At 68.0% G+C, this 16,714-nt stretch carries 14 protein-coding genes and 1 tRNA gene; 10 read left to right on the top strand and 5 right to left on the bottom strand.

The genetic code is table 11. The features are described 5' to 3' along the window. Position 1: 1 nt before the first annotated feature. Positions 2-1,192 carry a S1C family serine protease gene (locus EV671_RS23850; protein WP_415840538.1) on the bottom strand — a complete coding sequence of 397 codons (1,191 nt, stop codon included), beginning with the start codon at positions 1,190-1,192 and terminating at the stop codon, positions 2-4. Between the two features lie 19 nt (positions 1,193-1,211). Between EV671_RS23850 and EV671_RS23855 the strand changes: the two genes are divergently transcribed. After that, on the top strand, positions 1,212-1,958 hold the full coding sequence (locus EV671_RS23855) for a Nif3-like dinuclear metal center hexameric protein (protein WP_132576420.1): 747 nt from the start codon (positions 1,212-1,214) through the stop codon (positions 1,956-1,958). On the opposite strand, the gene EV671_RS23860 is transcribed toward EV671_RS23855, so the two are convergent. Further along, complete coding sequence (locus tag EV671_RS23860) at positions 1,955-2,884, bottom strand: M14 family metallopeptidase (RefSeq protein ID WP_132576421.1); 930 nt, start codon at positions 2,882-2,884, stop codon at positions 1,955-1,957. The two genes, EV671_RS23855 and EV671_RS23860, sit on opposite strands and share 4 nt — an antisense overlap. 49 nt (positions 2,885-2,933) lie before the next feature. Between EV671_RS23860 and pdxA the strand changes: the two genes are divergently transcribed. Then, complete coding sequence (gene pdxA, locus EV671_RS23865; protein WP_243655860.1) at positions 2,934-3,938, top strand: 4-hydroxythreonine-4-phosphate dehydrogenase PdxA; 1,005 nt, start codon at positions 2,934-2,936, stop codon at positions 3,936-3,938. On the opposite strand, the gene EV671_RS23870 is transcribed toward pdxA, so the two are convergent. Both EV671_RS23870 and mscL read right to left on the bottom strand, forming a co-directional pair. Next, the gene (locus EV671_RS23870; protein ID WP_132576422.1) at positions 3,925-6,270 is read right to left on the bottom strand and encodes a DUF1631 family protein; all 2,346 of its coding nucleotides are present in this window, start codon (positions 6,268-6,270) and stop codon (positions 3,925-3,927) included. The genes pdxA and EV671_RS23870 overlap by 14 nt on opposite strands. A 132-nt stretch (positions 6,271-6,402) precedes the next feature. Further along, a complete protein-coding gene (gene mscL, locus EV671_RS23875; RefSeq protein ID WP_132576423.1) occupies positions 6,403-6,825 on the bottom strand; it encodes a large conductance mechanosensitive channel protein MscL in 423 nt (140 codons plus the stop codon). A gap of 192 nt (positions 6,826-7,017) precedes the next feature. On the opposite strand from mscL, the gene petA reads away from it, so the two are divergent. From petA to EV671_RS23905, 6 genes are all read left to right on the top strand, one after another. After that, positions 7,018-7,614 (top strand): ubiquinol-cytochrome c reductase iron-sulfur subunit, encoded by a 597-nt coding sequence (petA, locus tag EV671_RS23880; RefSeq protein WP_132576424.1) that lies wholly within the window; start codon positions 7,018-7,020, stop codon positions 7,612-7,614. Positions 7,615-7,638: 24 nt separating this feature from the next. After that, complete coding sequence (locus EV671_RS23885) at positions 7,639-9,045, top strand: cytochrome b (RefSeq protein WP_132576425.1); 1,407 nt, start codon at positions 7,639-7,641, stop codon at positions 9,043-9,045. Between the two features lie 20 nt (positions 9,046-9,065). Then, entirely contained in the window at positions 9,066-9,836 is a 771-nt protein-coding gene (locus EV671_RS23890; RefSeq protein ID WP_132576426.1) for a cytochrome c1, read from the top strand. 137 nt (positions 9,837-9,973) lie between these two features. Next, entirely contained in the window at positions 9,974-10,591 is a 618-nt protein-coding gene (locus EV671_RS23895; protein WP_056874934.1) for a glutathione S-transferase N-terminal domain-containing protein, read from the top strand. A 130-nt stretch (positions 10,592-10,721) separates the two neighbouring features. Continuing rightward, positions 10,722-11,225, top strand: a complete 504-nt coding sequence (locus EV671_RS23900) for a ClpXP protease specificity-enhancing factor (protein ID WP_132576427.1) — start codon at positions 10,722-10,724, stop codon at positions 11,223-11,225. Positions 11,226-11,271: 46 nt separating this feature from the next. After that, positions 11,272-11,347 (top strand) — tRNA-Thr (locus EV671_RS23905). A gap of 78 nt (positions 11,348-11,425) precedes the next feature. On the opposite strand, the gene EV671_RS23910 is transcribed toward EV671_RS23905, so the two are convergent. After that, a complete protein-coding gene (locus tag EV671_RS23910; RefSeq protein ID WP_132576428.1) occupies positions 11,426-11,764 on the bottom strand; it encodes a hypothetical protein in 339 nt (112 codons plus the stop codon). 190 nt (positions 11,765-11,954) lie between these two features. On the opposite strand from EV671_RS23910, the gene secA reads away from it, so the two are divergent. Continuing rightward, complete coding sequence (gene secA / locus EV671_RS23915; RefSeq protein ID WP_132576429.1) at positions 11,955-14,699, top strand: preprotein translocase subunit SecA; 2,745 nt, start codon at positions 11,955-11,957, stop codon at positions 14,697-14,699. A 455-nt stretch (positions 14,700-15,154) separates the two neighbouring features. After that, positions 15,155-16,540 (top strand): group II intron reverse transcriptase/maturase, encoded by a 1,386-nt coding sequence (gene ltrA / locus EV671_RS23925; protein WP_415840539.1) that lies wholly within the window; start codon positions 15,155-15,157, stop codon positions 16,538-16,540. Positions 16,541-16,714 lie beyond the last annotated feature (174 nt).

The raw sequence follows: 16,714 nt of genomic DNA on the forward strand, positions 1-16,714 counted from the left end.
TTCACTCGTCCTCGGCTTGCCGCTGCGGCCGGGGCCGCTGGGCCACTACGAGCTGGAAGCTCATTGCCTTGCCGGCGCGCTGCACGGCCACCTCGACCCTGCTGTCGGGCTTCAGCGCCGCGACGCTGGCCAGCAGCTCGGCGGGCGTGGCCACCGCGTGGGCGCCGACGCGAGTCAGCACGTCGCCCGGCTTGACGCCCGCCTGGGCGGCCGGCGCATTGGCCACGACGCCGCCGATCAGCACGCCCTTGGCGCTCGCGTCGAGCTTGAGCGCTTCGGCCAGCTCGGGCGTCAGCTCGCGGGTCTGAACGCCGATCCAGCCGCGCGCGACGACGCCGTCCCTCAGCAGCGCCGCGGCCACCTGGCGCGCCACGTCGACGGGAATGGCGAAGCCGATGCCGAGCGAGCCGCCGCTGCGCGAGAAGATGGCCGTGTTGATGCCGACGAGGCGGCCGTCGGCGTCCACCAGGGCGCCGCCGGAATTGCCGGGGTTGATGGCCGCGTCGGTCTGGATGAAGTTCTCGAAAGTGTTGATGCCGAGCTGGCTGCGGCCCAGCGCCGAGACGATGCCCGAGGTCACCGTCTGGCCGACGTTGAAGGGGTTGCCGATGGCCAGCACGGCGTCGCCCACTGCCAGGCTGGCCGCGTCGCCGAGCGGGATCACCGGCAGGCTGGGCAGCGCGATCTTCAGCACGGCCACGTCCGTCTCGGGGTCGGTGCCGACGAGGGTGGCCTGGGCCTGGCGGCCGTCGCTGAGCTGCACCTCGATGTCGGACGCGCCTTCGATGACGTGGTTGTTGGTCAGCAGCACGCCGTCGGCCGAGATGATGACGCCCGAGCCCAGGCCCAGTTGCGGGCCGCTGCGTGAGCGTGGGCCGAAGGGAAAGCCAGGGAATCCCGGGAAGCCGAACGCCGGCTCGCGGCCCCGGCCGCTCGCCTGCGGCGGCGCCTTGCTCGCGGTGATGCTGACGACGGCGGGCGATGCGATGCGCGCGGCCTGCGCGAAGCCGGCCCGCACGACCGATGCAGACGGGGAGGGCGGCAGCGCGATCTGGCTTGCTGTGGCGGCGAGCGCCGCGTCGCGCCCGCGGGCCGGGGGCAGCCACTGCGGCTTCAGCGTCGCGACGACGAAGAGCAGCGCCAGGGCGACCGTGACCGCCTGCGCGAAAATCAGCCAGAGCCGCTTCAACACCCCAAACCCTTCTCAAGCCATGACCGATCGCGCCGCGCTGGAGTTCCGCCTCAACGAGTTGCTGGAGCCTGGGCGCTTCAAGGATTATGGGCCGAACGGTCTGCAGGTCGAGGGCCGCGCCGAGGTCCGCCATCTGGCCTGCGGGGTCACTGCCAGCCTGGCGCTGATCGATGCCGCCATCGCCGCCGGGGCCGACGCCATCCTCGTCCACCACGGCCTGTTCTGGCGCGGCCAGGACGGCCGCGTGACGGGCTGGATGAAGCAGCGCCTTGCTCGACTGCTGAGCGCAGACATCAGCCTCTTCGCCTACCACCTGCCGCTGGACGCCCACCCGACGCTCGGCAACAACGCCCAGCTCGGCGCGCGCTTCGGCTGGCTGGCGGACCGTCGCTTCGGCGAGCAGGACCTGGGCTTCAGCGCGGCCATGGCGCCGACCGACCTCGGCGCGCTGGCGGCCCGGCTGCGCGAGGTGCTCGGCCGCGGCGTGACCGCCGTGCCCGGCGACGGCCGGCCGCTGCGTCGCGTGGCCTGGTGCACGGGCGGCGCCCAGGGCTATTTCGAGGCGGCAATCGCGGCCGGCGCGGATGTCTTCATCACCGGCGAGATTTCCGAGCCCCAGGCCCACTATGCCCGCGAGACCGGCGTGGCCTTCATCGCGGCCGGCCACCATGCCACCGAGCGCTACGGCGTGCAGGGCCTGGGTGACCAGGTCGCGCAGGACCTGGGCCTGAGCTGGCAGTTCATCGACGTGGACAACCCCGCCTAAGCGTTTGCGTGATCCAGCGCGTAGGCGATGGCCGCGCGCACGGCCGTGACCTGGGCCGCGACGCATTCCTCGGGCGTGGTGCGCGCGCTGTCGGGGTAGACCTCGGTCGTCGTGGCGAAGCGCGCTGCCGTGATGGCCGCGCACAGCCCTTTCTTCGCCACGGCAAAGCTGATCACGCCGGGCTGTTGAAGCGGGCATTCGATGATCTGGCCGTTGGCGTCCGGCTCGGCGATGTGGGTGACCCGGGCCACCGCATCGATGACGGCCCGCTGGAACCCGGGCTGCGGCCGCTCGGCGTCGTCGACGAGGTAGAAACCGTCCGGGATCTCGCTGGGCACGAAGGCCTCGCCGTCGCGTGCCGCCAGCGCGGGCCGGAACTCCGACTCGTCGCTGTCCGTCGTTTCGTGCAGGTCGATGTGCATCAGCACCCGGCCGTGCAGCGGCGCCAGCAGGGCCACCAGCGCGGCCGATTCGCCGACCGGGCTGCCCGCGCGGAAATTGCGGTTGGGGTCCAGCGCATCGGGGTTCCAGCGCTGCACGCGCTCCCAGGCCCAGGGGCTGACGCAGGGCACGACGAGCAGGTTGGCGCGGCCGGCCTGCTCCAGCCCGTGCTCGCGGACGAACTGCAGCGCGCCCTGCACGCCGCTGGTCTCGTAGCCGTGCACGCCGCCGGTGACGACCAGCGTGGGCAGTTCCTCCCGCCAGCCGCGGCTGCGAATGGCCAGCAGCGGGAAACGCTCACCGGCGCAGTCCAGCGCACCATATTCGGAGACGTCGAAGGACTGGCGCAGCGGCTCTATCGCGGCGATCACGTCTTGCGCGTAGCTGCGCTGCCGGGTCTGGCGGGCCCGCCAGGCTGTGCCTTCGGCGGCGCCCCAGGCCTGGCCGGGCGTGCCGATGGGGTAGGTGGTGTTGTCGTGCTTCATGGCGGGCGCAGTCTGCCAGCGAAGCGGCGGGGTGATGAAAGAATGCCGCATGACTGCGCAACACTCCCCGGACCTGCCCCTGGTCGTCACGATGGGCGATGCCTGCGGCATCGGCCCCGAGATCATTGCCGGCCTGTGGCGGCGCGAAGCGCCGCGCGATGCCGTCGTCGTGGGCGACGTGGCCGTGCTGCGGCGGGCCGTTGCGGCCACCGGCGGCGGCTTGGCCGTGGCCGAGCTGCAGGACCTGGGCGAGTTCGCGCGGCTGCCGCCGCGTTGCCTGCCGGTGTGGCAGCCCGAGGGCCTGCCGGCCGGCCTGGGCGACGTGGCGCTCGGTCGCGTCGACGCCCGCGCCGGCGCGGCGGCGGCGCTCTGCATCGAGGCGGCCGTGGCGGAGATCCAGGCCGGCCGCGCGGGCGCCCTCGTCACCGCGCCCATCCACAAGGAGGCCCTGCATGCGGCCGGCTCGCCCTATCCGGGCCACACCGAGATGCTGCAGGCCCTCGCGGGCGGCGTGCCGGTGCGCATGATGCTGGCCAACGAGGAGCTGCGCACGGTGCTGGTCACCATCCACTGTTCGCTGCGCGAGGCGATCGACGGCGTCACGCGCGAGTCGGTGCTGGAGACGCTGCTCATCACCGGCACGGCGCTGCAGCGCATGGGCATCGCGGCGCCGCGCATTGCCGTGGCTGGGCTGAATCCGCACGCGGGCGAGGGCGGCCTGTTCGGCGACGAGGAGATCCGCCACATCGCGCCGGCCATCGCCGACGCGCGGGCTTCAGGCTGGGACGCGAGCGGCCCCCATGCGCCCGACACCGTCTTCATGCGCGCCCGCCGCGGCGAGTTCGACGTGGTCGTCGCGATGACGCACGACCACGGCCTCATCCCGGTCAAATATCTCGGCGTGGAACAGGGCGTCAATGTGACGCTGGGCCTGCCCTTCGTGCGCACCAGCCCCGACCATGGCACCGCCTTCGACATCGCCGGCCGCGGCTTGGCCGACCCGGCCAGCCTGGGCGCGGCGCTGGCGATGGCGCGGCGGCTCAGCGGCCGCTGAGCGCCGCCAGCTGCGCCCGCGTGCGCGCGGTGGCGCGTTCGAGCAGATAGGCCTGCTCGTAGGCGCGCATGCGGCCGGCCTCGCAGAGCTTCCTCAGCATGCGTGCCGTCATCGTCACGGTCTCCTGGTGGCGGCTGCCGTGGGTGAAGATGAAGAAGCTGCGCCCCGCGCTGACATGGGCCAGGCGCATCTTCTGCCACTCGGTGCCGGTGTGCATCTGGTAGGCGTAGCCCAGCTGCATGTTGTCCATCAGCAGCGCGCCGCTGCTGGGCTCGGGGGCGCTCTCGGCGGCGGGCAGGCCATCGATGGAGATGTCGACGGCCCCAAGCGGCGCGGCGGCCTCGTCGTTGCCCGACAGGTCCAGGTCGAGCACGCCGTTCCAGTCGACGCTGGCGTCCTCGACCAGGCCCAGGCTCTTGGCCTCGGCGGGCGTCAGGCGCTGGCTGGCGTCGAGGTCGCCGGGCGCGGTCTCGCCGGCCATGGGCTTGCCGAGGTCGGCCTCGGCCGGCGGGGGCACGCCGAAGATCTGGTCGAGCTGCTTGATCAGCAGATTGGTGTCGAGGGCGCTCGGTGCGGCGCCCTTCAGCGATTCGGCATGGGCCGGCAGCAGCGCGCCGAAGAAGTCCTTGCGCGGTGCGTCGGGCCAGCGGATCAGGTCCATGCCCTCGTTCAGCGTGCGCATCAGATTGGGCAGCTCGCGCAGGAAGTCGGCGCGCGCCGCGGTGCCACCCTTGGGCTGCACGCTCATCACCAGGCTGCGGCCGAGCTGGCGCAGGCGCAGCGCACGCTCGGGCGCGCCTTCACGCGAGGCCAGCACGATGGCCTGGCTCCAGACCTGGGCCAGGAAGCTGCGCAGGAAGTCCTGCATCGGCACCTTGGCCAGCGCCTGCTGGAGCTGCAGCGCATAGCGCTGCTGCAGGCGCAGGTCGGTCTCGCGGCGCTCGACGACGGCGGCGGCGTCGCCAGCAGCCTTCAGCGTGCTGCGGGTCTGCTCGGCGATGAAGGCCTCGAGGGCGTCCAGCTTGGCCGTGTAGACGTCCATGCGGTCGAAGTCGCCCTGGGCCACGTCCTGCACGAGGTCGCGCACATGGGCCAGGAAGGGGCGGCCCGGGTCGTCGCTGAAGTCGTCGAAGGCGCAGGCCAGCGATGCCATGCGGTTGACGAACTGGCGTACCGGGTGGCGGCGCGAGGAGAAGAAGGTCTCGTCGCCCAGCGCCACGCGCAGCACCGGCAGCTGCAGCCGGGCGAGCAGGCGCGCCATCTGCGGCGGCACCTTGGGGTCGGACAGGATCTGGTCGAACAGGCCCGCCACGACGTCGATGACCATGTGGTCCAGCCGGCCGCTGGCGGCCTGGCGCAGCTCGTCGCGGTGCTGGTGGATCACGTTGGTCGGCAGCGGCATCTGCCCCCAGGCGCTGGGCGAGTCGCTGAGGGTGTCCAGGCCCATGCGGCCGGAATGGCCCTGGCTGTCGTAGCCGGGCTCGTAGGCGCCCGGCGTCTGCGCGAGGCGACGCAGCAGGTCCATCATCTGCGGGTCGACGCGGCCGATGCCGCCGCCCCGGCCGAAGCCGCTGCGGCCGCCACCCTGGCCCAGCCCGCCGTGGCCGGAGCCGCGTGTCGACATGCCGCCATGGCCGGAGTCGAATTCGGCCTGCTGCGTCGAGTTGCCGAGCCCGCCCTGGCGCGACGTCGAGCCTTCCGCCGCCGCGCGCACGCGCAGGTCCTGCGGGCGCAGGCCGCGCGAACGCAGCAGTTCGGCGATGTCGGCATAGCAGGCGCGCATTTCCTGGGCGAGCGAGCGGGTTAGCTCGTCGGTCAGGGTCTGGCGGGTCTGCGGGTCGTCGGTGATGGACTGCACCGCGTCGAGCAGGGCCTGGGCGACCAACTCGGGCCGCAGCGGGTTGCGCTCGCCGATCTGGATGCCCGAGATGTAGGACTCGACCTCGCGCAGCTCCCACTCGCTGTGGTGGCCGATGGCCAAGCCGATGCGGTCGGCGGCGACGAGGTTGTTGACCTGGTCGTCGTCCATCAGCGAGAGCTCGCCCCAATTCGTCTGCTTCGGGCTGCTGCCCTGCGCAGGCCTGGTCTCGGACTGCTCGGCCGCCACCTGCTTGCGCATGCTCTGCACGAAGCGTTGCGAGAAGATGCCCTGCTGCTGGCGGAAGACGAACTGCGCCGCCAGCAAGGTGTCGCGGCGCTTGATCTGGCCGGCCGACAGCGCCGACAGGCCCAGGCCTTCGGCGCAGCGCTCCGCGGCCTGCTCGCCCGCGAGGCGAATGCGGGTCAGCGAGGCTTCGAGATGCGGATTCAGGCGGATTTCAGGCGCGTTCATCAACAGGCGGACACAGGCGTCGCCGAAAGTATCGCGCGTGCAACCAGTCAGGGTTTTCGGCAGGTTGCCAACTACGTGGCAGAAAAAAGCCCGGTAACCATTGCTTACCGGGCTTTTCGAGGGAAAAGAGCCTCAGCGCTTGAGCGAATCGCGGATCTCGCGCAGCAGCTGGATGTCTTCCGGCGTCGCGGGCGGCTCGGCCGGCACGGGCGCGGCCTCGGGCTCGCGCTTGAGGCGGTTGATCTGCTTGATCATCAGGAAGATGACGAAGGCCAGGATGATGAAGTTCAGCGACACGGTGATGAAGCTGCCGTAGGCCAGCACGGCGCCGGCCTTCTTGGCCTCGGCCAGTGTCGCGGCCGTCTGGCCGGCCAGCGGGATGAAGTAGTTGCTGAAGTCCAGTCCGCCGAAGACCTTGCTGACGACCGGCATGATGACATCGCCGACGAGGGAGTCGACGATCTTGCCGAAGGCGCCGCCGATGATCACACCGACCGCGAGGTCGACGACATTGCCTTTGACGGCGAACTCCTTGAACTCGGAGAGGAAACTCATGCAGGGCTCCTGTGGGAACGTTTGGAAAAAGTGGCTTGCCGATATTGTCGTCAAGGACCGGAGTCTAGAAGGCGGGTAAACCTGCGGTCCCGAGCCCGCGCCGCATGGCCGGGGCATGAATCGACGTCCGCTAGAATCCTAGGCTGCCCCTGATCAGAAGTCTCGGATTCGAAGTCTCTTTAGAGGACCCTCATGAGTGACCAGCAAGTGGACCAAGGCAAACGCACATGGCTGATCGCGACCGGTGTGACCGGCGCCGTCGGTGGCGTGGCGACCGCCGTGCCCTTCGTCAGCACCTTCGCGCCCAGTGAGCGCGCCAAGGCCGCCGGCGCCCCGGTCGAAGTGGACATCGGCGCCATCAAGCCCGGCGAGAAGCTGACCGTCGAATGGCGCGGCAAGCCGGTCTGGATCGTGCGCCGCACGCCCGCGCAGATCGAGGCCCTGAAGAAGAACGACGCCCAGCTGGCCGACCCGAATTCGGAGCGCAAGGCCTACCCCATCCCCGACTACGCGAAGAACGAGGCCCGCTCGATCAAGCCCGAGTACCTCGTCGTCGTCGGTATCTGCTCGCATCTGGGCTGCTCGCCGAGCGACAAGTTCGCCGCCGGCCCCCAGCCCTCGCTGCCGGACGACTGGAACGGCGGCTTCCTGTGCCCCTGCCACGGCTCGACCTTCGACATGGCCGGCCGCGTCTTCAAGAACAAGCCGGCGCCCGACAACCTCGAAGTGCCGCCCCATATGTACCTCACCGACAGCCGCCTGCTGATCGGCGAGGACAAGAAGGCCTAACTAGAACAAACGGGACGACGAGACATGGCTGAATTCAAGGAAGCTCCCGCAGGCGCCTCTGTCGGCGTGAAGACCATGACCTGGCTGGAGAACCGGTTCCCGACCGCGTTCGATGCCTACAAGGTCCACATGTCGGAGTACTACGCGCCGAAGAACTTCAACTGGTGGTACATCTTCGGCTCGCTGGCGCTGCTGGTGCTGGTGATCCAGATCGTCACCGGCATCTTTCTCGTGATGCACTACAAGCCGGACGCGGGCCTCGCCTTCGCGTCGGTCGAGTACATCATGCGCGACGTGCCCTGGGGCTGGCTGATCCGCTACATGCACAGCACGGGCGCCTCGGCCTTCTTCATCGTCGTCTACCTGCACATGTTCCGCGGCCTGATCTACGGCAGCTACCGCAAGCCGCGCGAGCTGGTCTGGATCTTCGGCTGCGCGATTTTCCTGTGCCTGATGGCCGAGGCCTTCATGGGCTATCTGCTGCCCTGGGGCCAGATGTCCTACTGGGGTGCCCAGGTCATCGTGAACCTGTTCGCTGCCATCCCCTTCGTCGGTCCTGACCTGGCCCTGATGATCCGCGGCGACTACGTTGTCGGCGACGCGACGCTGAACCGCTTCTTCAGCTTCCACGTCATCGCGGTGCCGCTGGTACTGCTGGGTCTGGTGGTCGCCCACCTGCTGGCCCTGCATGACGTCGGTTCCAACAACCCCGACGGCGTCGAGATCAAGAAGGGTCCCAAGGATGCACAGGGGCGGCCGCTGGACGGCGTGCCCTTCCATCCGTTCTACACGGTGCACGACATCTACGGCGTCTGCCTGTTCCTGATGGCCTTCACCGCCATCATCTTCTTCGCGCCCGAGTTCGGCGGCTACTTCCTGGAGTACAACAACTTCATCCCGGCCGACCCGCTGAAGACGCCGCCGCACATCGCACCGGTCTGGTACTTCACACCCTACTACTCGATGCTGCGCGCGACGACCGACGTGATGGTCAACGTGCTCGTCGGCGTCGTCGGCATCGCCGCCGTCGTGAGCTTCCTGAAGGGCAAGTTCGGTGGTGCCGCCAAGGTGGCGCTGCTGGTGGCTGCCGCCGCGCTGATCTTCCTGCTCAAGGTCTTCGACGCCAAGTTCTGGGGTGTCGTCGTCATGGGCGGCGCGGTCATCATCCTGTTCTTCCTGCCCTGGCTGGATCACAGCCCGGTCAAGTCCATCCGCTACCGCCCCGACTGGCACAAATACGTCTACGCGGTGTTCGTGGTGTTCTTCCTGGTGCTGGGCTATCTCGGCATCCAGCCGCCGAGCGACATGGGCACGCTGGTGGCCCAGGTCGGCACGCTGTTCTACTTCGGCTTCTTCCTGCTGATGCCATGGTGGAGCCGCCTCGGGACGACCAAGCCGGTGCCCGACCGTGTGAACTTCCACGCCCACTGAGCCGCGGAGCAAGAACACAAATGAAAAAGCTGATCGCCCTCCTGCTGGCCTCGCTGAGCCTGGCCGGCGCCGTCCAGGCCAATACCGGTGGCATGGAGTGGGACAAGTTCCCGAAGGAAAAGATGTCGGACATGGCGGCGCTGCAGACCGGCGCCAAGCTGTTCGTCAACTACTGCCTGAACTGCCACTCCGCCGCCTACATGCGCTACAACCGCATGCGCGACATCGGCCTCTCGGAAGTCGAGATCAAGAACAACCTGCTGTTCGCCGCCGACAAGGTCGGCGAGACCATGAAGGTCAGCCTCGATCCGAAGGAAGCCAAGGCCTGGTTCGGCGCCAACCCGCCCGACCTGTCGGTCATCGCCCGCTCGCGCGCCGATGGCGCCAAGGGCTCGGGTGCCGACTACCTCTACACCTATATGCGGAATTTCTACCGCGACGACACCAAGGCCACCGGTTGGAACAACCTGGCCTTCCCCAGCGTCGCGATGCCGCATGTGATGTGGGAACTGCAGGGCCAGCGCGCCGCGAAGTTCGAGGAAGTCGCCGACCGGCACGACCACGAGAAGAAGGTTCATGCCTTCGCCGGCTACGAACCACTGACGCCCGGCAAGCTGAACGAGCACCAGTACGACGAGGCGGTGGCCGACCTCGTGGCCTATCTTCAGTGGATGGGCGAACCGGCCCAGGGCCAGCGCTTCCAGCTGGGCGTGGTCGTGCTGATCTTCCTCGGTGTCCTGACCGTATTTGCGTGGCGGCTGAACGCCTCGTTCTGGAAGGACGTGAAGTAAGCACCGTCCTTCCCGGCGCCGCCTCAGGCGGTGCCGAACCACGCAGTGGGGCGCGCCTAGGCCACCCACTGCGTTTGCTTTTTCAGCGCGGCAGCCGTCGCGCGTTTTGATTGACTGACCCCTCGGGAGCCCAAGCCATGATGGTCCTCTACTCTGGAACCACCGACCCCTACTCGCACCGCTGCCGCTTCGTGCTGTTCGAGAAAGGCATGGACTTCGAGATCCGCGACGTTGACCTGTTCGCGAAGCCTGAAGACATCGCACTGATGAACCCGTACAACGAGGTGCCCATCCTCGTCGAGCGCGACCTCATCCTGTACGAATCGCACATCATCAACGAATACATCGACGAGCGCTTCCCGCATCCGCAGCTGATGCCCGGCGATCCGGTCGCCCGCGCCCGCGTGCGCCTGTTCCTGCTGAACTTCGAGAAGGAGCTGTTCGCCCATGTGAACATCCTCGAAGGCCGCGGCACGACGACCAAGGCGACGGACAAGCAGCTGGAGAAGGCCCGCGCACAGATCCGCGACCGCCTGACCCAGCTCGCGCCGATCTTCCTGAAGAACAAGTACATGCTGGGCGACGATTTCTCGATGCTCGACGTGGCCATCGCCCCGCTGCTGTGGCGCCTGGACTACTACGGCATCGACATGTCCAAGAACGCGCTGCCGCTGCTGAAGTACGCCGAGCGCATCTTCAGCCGCCCGGCCTACATCGAGGCGCTGACGCCCTCCGAAAAGGTCATGCGCCGCTGATCAGCCCACCCCCCTACGCGCTTTGCGCGCCCCCTCAAGGGGGCGCTGCCAGCGGCCCGGCAAAGCCGGTTCCGCGGCAGTCACCGGGCCTATCGTCTGTTTTGCGCCCTGATCGGGCTGGCTGTTGTACATGGATAAAACGCAAGGAGTCGAAGGTGGTGCGGGCGGTGGCACGTCCACCCGGCCCTACCTGGTCCGCGCGCTGCACGACTGGTGCACGGACAACGGCTTCACGCCCTACATCGCGGTCCATGTCGACCGCTCGGTGCAGGTGCCGATGGAATACGTGTCCAACAACGAGATCGTGCTGAACATCGGTTTCGACGCGACCAGCGGGCTGGACCTCGGCAACGACTTCATCCAGTTCAAGGCCCGCTTCGGCGGCGTCGCGCGCGAGATCGTCGTGCCGGTGGACCATGTCGTCGCGATCTACGCTCGCGAGAACGGCCAGGGCATGGCCTTCCCGGCACCCGAGCCGCGGGAGGACGGCGCGCCGCCGCCCGCGATGCCGGCGGCCGAACCCCGCCGTGGCCTGCGTCTGGCGTCCGAGCCGCCCGAGGGCGATGCGGACGACGAGCCACCGCCCGACGCACCCAGCGGCGGCACCCGCCCGGCGCTCAAGCGCGTGAAGTGACGAGCCCGCGAGCGCCGCAAACGCCTAGAATCGCGCCCTGTTTTTCGCCGGCTTAGCTCAGTTGGTAGAGCAACCGCCTTGTAAGCGGTAGGTCATCAGTTCGAATCCGATAGCCGGCACCAAAGCAAACCCACTGCCCGTCACCATCCGACGGCAGTAGGTTTTTTTTAGAAATCCCGGTGTCACTGTCAGTGGGATTTTTACTTCTGCATCAACTTCACGCGGATGCGCCCGGGCAGCCCGGCCTGTGCCAGCAGGGCCTCCAGGCGTGGCAGCAGATGGCGCAGCTTGGCTGCGACGGCGGCGTTGGCGACCAGCAGGCTCCAGCCTTCCTCGTCGATGGGGCCGGCCTGCAGGCTGGCCAGCAGCGCACCGGGCAGGGCCGGGGCGATGACGCGCAGTCGGCGCCGCGAGGCTTCCAGCCGCGCGCTGAGTTGGTTCAGGCCCTCGTGGGCGCGTAGCGCCTCGGCCACCGGCGTTGGCGACGGCACACTGGCGTGCTGCCTCCTGGGGCCGAGATAGCGGGGCGTGGTGGACATGCCGGCAGTGTAGTCAGCCGCCCGGCCCGACCGACTAGGCCAGGGCGCTGCGCCATGCCCCGCTGCTAAACTGCGCCGTTTTGCGCGGCCGGGCAAGCCCTTCTTGCAATGCCTTGCCGCGACCCCAGATTCGCGCCTCCCACCGGCCGGGCCGACCCGCCGGCCGCCCGCCAGCCTCACTCATTGCAGCATGTTGCCCAAGCTTCTCACCTCGATTTTCGGTAGCCGCAACGAGCGCCTGCTCAAGGGCTATCGCCGCACCGTGGCGCAGATCAACGCGCTGGAGCCGAAGTACGAGGCCTTGAGCGACGACGAGTTGCGCGCGCAGACGGCCGAGTTCAGGCAGCGTCTGGCCGGCGGCGCCACGGTCGACGACGTCCTGCCCGAAGCCTTCGCCGTCTGCCGCGAGGGCAGCAAGCGCGCGCTGAAGATGCGCCACTTCGACGTGCAGCTGATCGGTGGCATGGTGCTCAATGCCGGCAAGGTGGCCGAGATGCGTACCGGCGAAGGCAAGACGCTGATGGCCACGCTGCCGGTCTACCTGAACGCGCTGACGGGCAAGGGCGTCCATGTCGTGACGGTGAACGACTATCTCGCGCGCCGCGACGCCGAGTGGATGGCCAAGCTCTACAACTTCCTCGGCCTGACGGTGGGCATCAACCTGCCGCAGATGCCGCGCGAGGAGAAGCAGGCCGCCTACGCCGCCGACGTCACCTACGGCACGAACAACGAGTACGGCTTCGACTACCTGCGCGACAACATGGTCTACGAGACGGCCGACCGCGTGCAGCGCGGCCTGGCCTATGCCATCGTCGACGAGGTGGACTCCATCCTGATCGACGAGGCGCGCACGCCGCTGATCATCTCGGGCCAGGCCGACGACCACACCGACGTCTACCTGCGCATCAACGCTGTCGTGCCGCATCTGAAGAAGCAGATCGGCGAGCTCGACCCGCGCACGGGCGAGGGCGTCATCGAGCCGGGCGACTTCACGGTGGACGAGAAGTCGCACCAGATCCACCTGACCGAGGATGGCCACGAGGTTGCCGAGCGCCTGCTGACGCAGGCCGGCCTGATCCCCGAGGGCGCCAGCCTCTACGACGCGGCCAACATCACGTTGATGCATCACCTGAATGCAGCGCTGCGGGCCCACCACGTCTATCACAAGGACCAGAGCTACGTCGTGCAGAACGGCGAGGTCATCATCGTCGACGAGTTCACCGGCCGCCTGATGTCGGGCCGCCGCTGGAGCGATGGCCTGCACCAGGCCGTCGAGGCCAAGGAAGGCGTGGCCATCCAGGCCGAGAACCAGACGCTGGCCTCCATCACCTTCCAGAACTACTTCCGCATGTACGGCAAGCTGTCCGGCATGACGGGCACGGCCGACACCGAGGCCTACGAGTTCCAGGAGATCTACGGCCTCGAGACCGTCGTCATCCCGCCGAACCGCCCGACCATCCGCCGCGACGAGCTGGACCTGGTCTATAAGACCGACAAGGAAAAGTACACCGCCGTCATCGCCGACATCCGCGCCTGCCACGAACGCGGTCAGCCGGTGCTCGTGGGCACGACGTCCATCGAGAACTCCGAGCTGATCTCCACGCTGCTGCAGCAGGCCAAGCTGCCGCACAACGTGCTCAATGCCAAGCAGCACGCCAAGGAGGCCGAGATCGTCGCCCAGGCCGGCCGCCCGGGCGTCATCACCATCGCGACCAACATGGCCGGCCGCGGCACCGACATCGTGCTGGGCGGCAACGTCGAGAAGCAGGTCCAGTTCCTGGAAGCCGACGAGGCCATCCCGGCCGACGAGAAGGCGCGCCGCATCCAGCAGCTGCACGACGAGTGGCAGGGCCTGCACGACAAGGTCAAGGCCGAGGGCGGCCTGCGCATCATCGCGACCGAGCGCCACGAGAGCCGCCGCATCGACAACCAGCTGCGCGGCCGCTCGGGCCGCCAGGGCGACCCGGGCAGCTCGCGCTTCTACCTGTCGCTGGACGATCAGCTGATGCGCATCTTCGCCGGCGAGCGCGTGCGCGCCATCATGGACCGCCTCAAGATGCCCGAGGGCGAGGCCATCGAGGCCGGCATCGTCACGCGCAGCATCGAAGGCGCCCAGCGCAAGGTCGAGGCGCGCAACTTCGACATCCGCAAGCAGCTGCTCGAGTACGACGACGTGTCGAACGACCAGCGCAAGGTCATCTACCAGCAGCGCAACGACATCCTGGAAGCCGAGGCCCTCATCGCCCAGATCGCGTCGCTGCGCGCGTCCACGCTGACCGACGTCGTGCGCAGCTTCGTGCCGGTCGAGAGCCTGGAGGAGCAGTGGGACCTGCCCGGCCTGGAGACCGTGCTGCAGGCCGAGTGGGGCATAGCTCTCTCGCTGACCGACCTCGTCAAGAAGAGCGACTCCATCAGCGACGAGGACATCGTCGAGGCCGTCGTCAAGGCCGGCGACGAGCTCTTCCAGAGCAAGCTCGACCGCGTCGGCATCGAGCAGTTCAATCCCTTCATGCGCATGGTGCTGCTGCAGAGCATCGACCAGCGCTGGCGCGAGCACCTGGCCGCGCTGGACTATCTGCGCCAGGGCATCCACCTGCGCGGCTACGCCCAGAAGAACCCCAAGCAGGAATACAAGCGCGAGGCCTTCGAGCTGTTCTCCCAGCTGCTCGACCTCGTGAAGATGGAAGTCACGCGCACGCTGCTGAACGTGCGCATCCAGAGCCAGGAGGAGGCCAACGAGGCCGCCGAGGCGATGGAGCGCCGTGCCGAGGCCGTGTCCAACGTGACCTACCAGCACCCCAACGAGGACGGCTCGGTCAGCCAGGACGTCGACCCCGAGACCCTGCTGGCCCAGTACGGCCACGTCGGCCGCAACGACCCCTGCCCCTGCGGCAGTGGCAAGAAGTTCAAGCTCTGCCACGGCAAGCTGGCCTGACCGCAGGCGGGAAGCGATAAGGGCCGGCATTGCCGGCCCTTTTTCATGGTGCGCCCAGCATGGGCGCACTCCTACGGGTGCAAGTCCCGTCGTAAGTTGATCACGACGAACGAAGCGAAGCGCAACTGCACGAGGGCGACCGAATGTGGGAAGGAAGCGTGGAGCGTAAATCGCGAGCCGATGAACAAGAACCGCATAGAAGGCGCTGCCGAGCAGGGCGAGCGGGCCATGAACCGCAAAGCTCTCGTGATCAAGGCGAGGTGGCGTAGATGCGGCGGTTGTGCGATGAAGGAGTGCGTGCTTTACCTGGGGACGCCTCGCTTTACGGCTGAAAGGCCGACGGCGGTGCCGCAGCGAGGTCTCAGCAGAGGTCGTAGTAGCCGGGTAGCGGGGCCGCTGAGGCCGCCAGCGAGAGGCGAAGGACCGAACGAGAGCAAGTGACCGAGGACCTGGGAATGTCAAAGGCCAAGCGTCAGATGCCGGACTCGTCCGGGCGGGCAGGCGTAGCGCACGGTGAAGCCGGACGCGATCCTGTCAGTGACGAAGCCTGCGGCCCGTCCCATGAACACCAGGGCACAGGGTCGGCAAAGCCGAGGGCGGGGGCTGGCTCCCTGCTGGAGGTGGCGCTGACGAGAGAGAACCTGCAAGCGGCCTGGAAGCGGGTCAAGGCCAACAAGGGTGCAGCGGGCGTGGACGGGCTCGACATCGAGCACACCCATCGTCTGCTGCAAACGACGTGGCCGCAGATCCGCCAAGAGCTGCTGGCAGGGAAGTACGGGCCATCGCCGGTACGGCGGGTGATGATCCCCAAGCCGGACGGCAGCCAGCGCGAGCTGGGCATCCCGACGGTGACGGACCGGTTGATCCAGCAGGCACTGCTGCAAGTGCTGCAACCGCTGATCGATCCCACCTTCAGCGACCACAGCCACGGGTTCCGGCCGGGCAGGAATGCGCACGACGCGGTGAAAGCCGCGCGGGCGTACGTCCAGTCCGGCAAGCGCGTGGTGGTGGACGTGGATCTGGCGAAATTCTTCGACCGGGTGAACCACGACATCCTGATGGACCGGCTCAAGAGGCGCATCCCGGATACAGCCGTGCTGCGGCTCATCCGCGCGTATCTGAACGCCGGCATCATGGACGGCGGGGTCAAGGTGGAACGCGACCAGGGCACACCGCAAGGCGGGCCGCTGAGTCCGCTGCTGGCCAACGTGCTGCTGGACGAAGTGGACAAGGCATTGGAAGCGCGGGGTTACAGCTTCGCGCGCTATGCCGACGACAGCAACGTCTACGTGGGCAGCAAACGAGCCGGCGAGCGGGTGATGGCGTGGCTGCGGGAGCTGTACGGCAAGTTGGGGCTTCAGATCAACGAAGCCAAGAGTGCCGTAGGCAGCGCCTTCGGGCGCAAGTTCCTGGGCTACGAGCTGTGGGTGGCCAAGGGGCGCGAGGTGAAGTGCAAGGTGGCCCAAAAGGCTATGGGCAACTTCAAGGCGCGCATCCGGCAACTCACCAGCCGCTCAGGCGGGCGCAGCATGGCGCAGGTGGTGCAAGGGCTGCGACCCTATCTGCTGGGCTGGAAGGGCTACTTCAGGATGGCGCAAACACCAAAGGTCTGGCGCGAGCTGGACGAATGGCTACGCCACCGACTGAGGGCCCTACAGCTCAAGCACTGGAAGCGCGGAACGACTATGTATCGGGAACTGCTGGCGCTGGGCGCCCGCGCTGATGTTGCTCACCGTGTAGCGGCCAACAGCCGGCGCTGGTGGCGCAACAGCGCAGAGGGACTCAATGCGGTCCTGGACATTGCGTGGTTCGACCGACTTGGCCTGCCCCGACTCTCCTGACCTCAAGCTCTCGAACCGCCTGGTGCGGACCCGCATGCCAGGTGGTGTGGCAGGGGCGCCTCCTCAAGGAGGCCCCCTATTGTTACGTCCCGCGTAGATTTCGGCTCGCGATCCCAAGCTATTCGAGGTTGAGTCAAGGCTGCTGTCTCGCGAAGAATTGGACGGGACTCGCAC

This window comes from Roseateles saccharophilus, assembly GCF_004342485.1.
Classification (GTDB): domain Bacteria; phylum Pseudomonadota; class Gammaproteobacteria; order Burkholderiales; family Burkholderiaceae_C; genus Pelomonas; species Pelomonas saccharophila.

What these genes read in the sequence shown, in the direction of transcription:
- mscL (WP_132576423.1), bottom strand. Translation starts at nt 6,825, where the DNA reads ATGAGTTTCCTCTCCGAGTTCAAGGAGTTCGCCGTCAAAGGCAATGTC.
- ltrA (WP_415840539.1), top strand. Translation starts at nt 15,155, where the DNA reads ATGTCAAAGGCCAAGCGTCAGATGCCGGACTCGTCCGGGCGGGCAGGC.
- EV671_RS23855 (WP_132576420.1), top strand. Translation starts at nt 1,212, where the DNA reads ATGACCGATCGCGCCGCGCTGGAGTTCCGCCTCAACGAGTTGCTGGAG.
- EV671_RS23860 (WP_132576421.1), bottom strand. Translation starts at nt 2,884, where the DNA reads ATGAAGCACGACAACACCACCTACCCCATCGGCACGCCCGGCCAGGCC.
- EV671_RS23900 (WP_132576427.1), top strand. Translation starts at nt 10,722, where the DNA reads ATGGATAAAACGCAAGGAGTCGAAGGTGGTGCGGGCGGTGGCACGTCC.
- pdxA (WP_243655860.1), top strand. Translation starts at nt 2,934, where the DNA reads ATGACTGCGCAACACTCCCCGGACCTGCCCCTGGTCGTCACGATGGGC.
- EV671_RS23870 (WP_132576422.1), bottom strand. Translation starts at nt 6,270, where the DNA reads ATGAACGCGCCTGAAATCCGCCTGAATCCGCATCTCGAAGCCTCGCTG.
- EV671_RS23895 (WP_056874934.1), top strand. Translation starts at nt 9,974, where the DNA reads ATGATGGTCCTCTACTCTGGAACCACCGACCCCTACTCGCACCGCTGC.
- EV671_RS23890 (WP_132576426.1), top strand. Translation starts at nt 9,066, where the DNA reads ATGAAAAAGCTGATCGCCCTCCTGCTGGCCTCGCTGAGCCTGGCCGGC.
- petA (WP_132576424.1), top strand. Translation starts at nt 7,018, where the DNA reads ATGAGTGACCAGCAAGTGGACCAAGGCAAACGCACATGGCTGATCGCG.
- EV671_RS23885 (WP_132576425.1), top strand. Translation starts at nt 7,639, where the DNA reads ATGGCTGAATTCAAGGAAGCTCCCGCAGGCGCCTCTGTCGGCGTGAAG.
- EV671_RS23910 (WP_132576428.1), bottom strand. Translation starts at nt 11,764, where the DNA reads ATGTCCACCACGCCCCGCTATCTCGGCCCCAGGAGGCAGCACGCCAGT.
- secA (WP_132576429.1), top strand. Translation starts at nt 11,955, where the DNA reads ATGTTGCCCAAGCTTCTCACCTCGATTTTCGGTAGCCGCAACGAGCGC.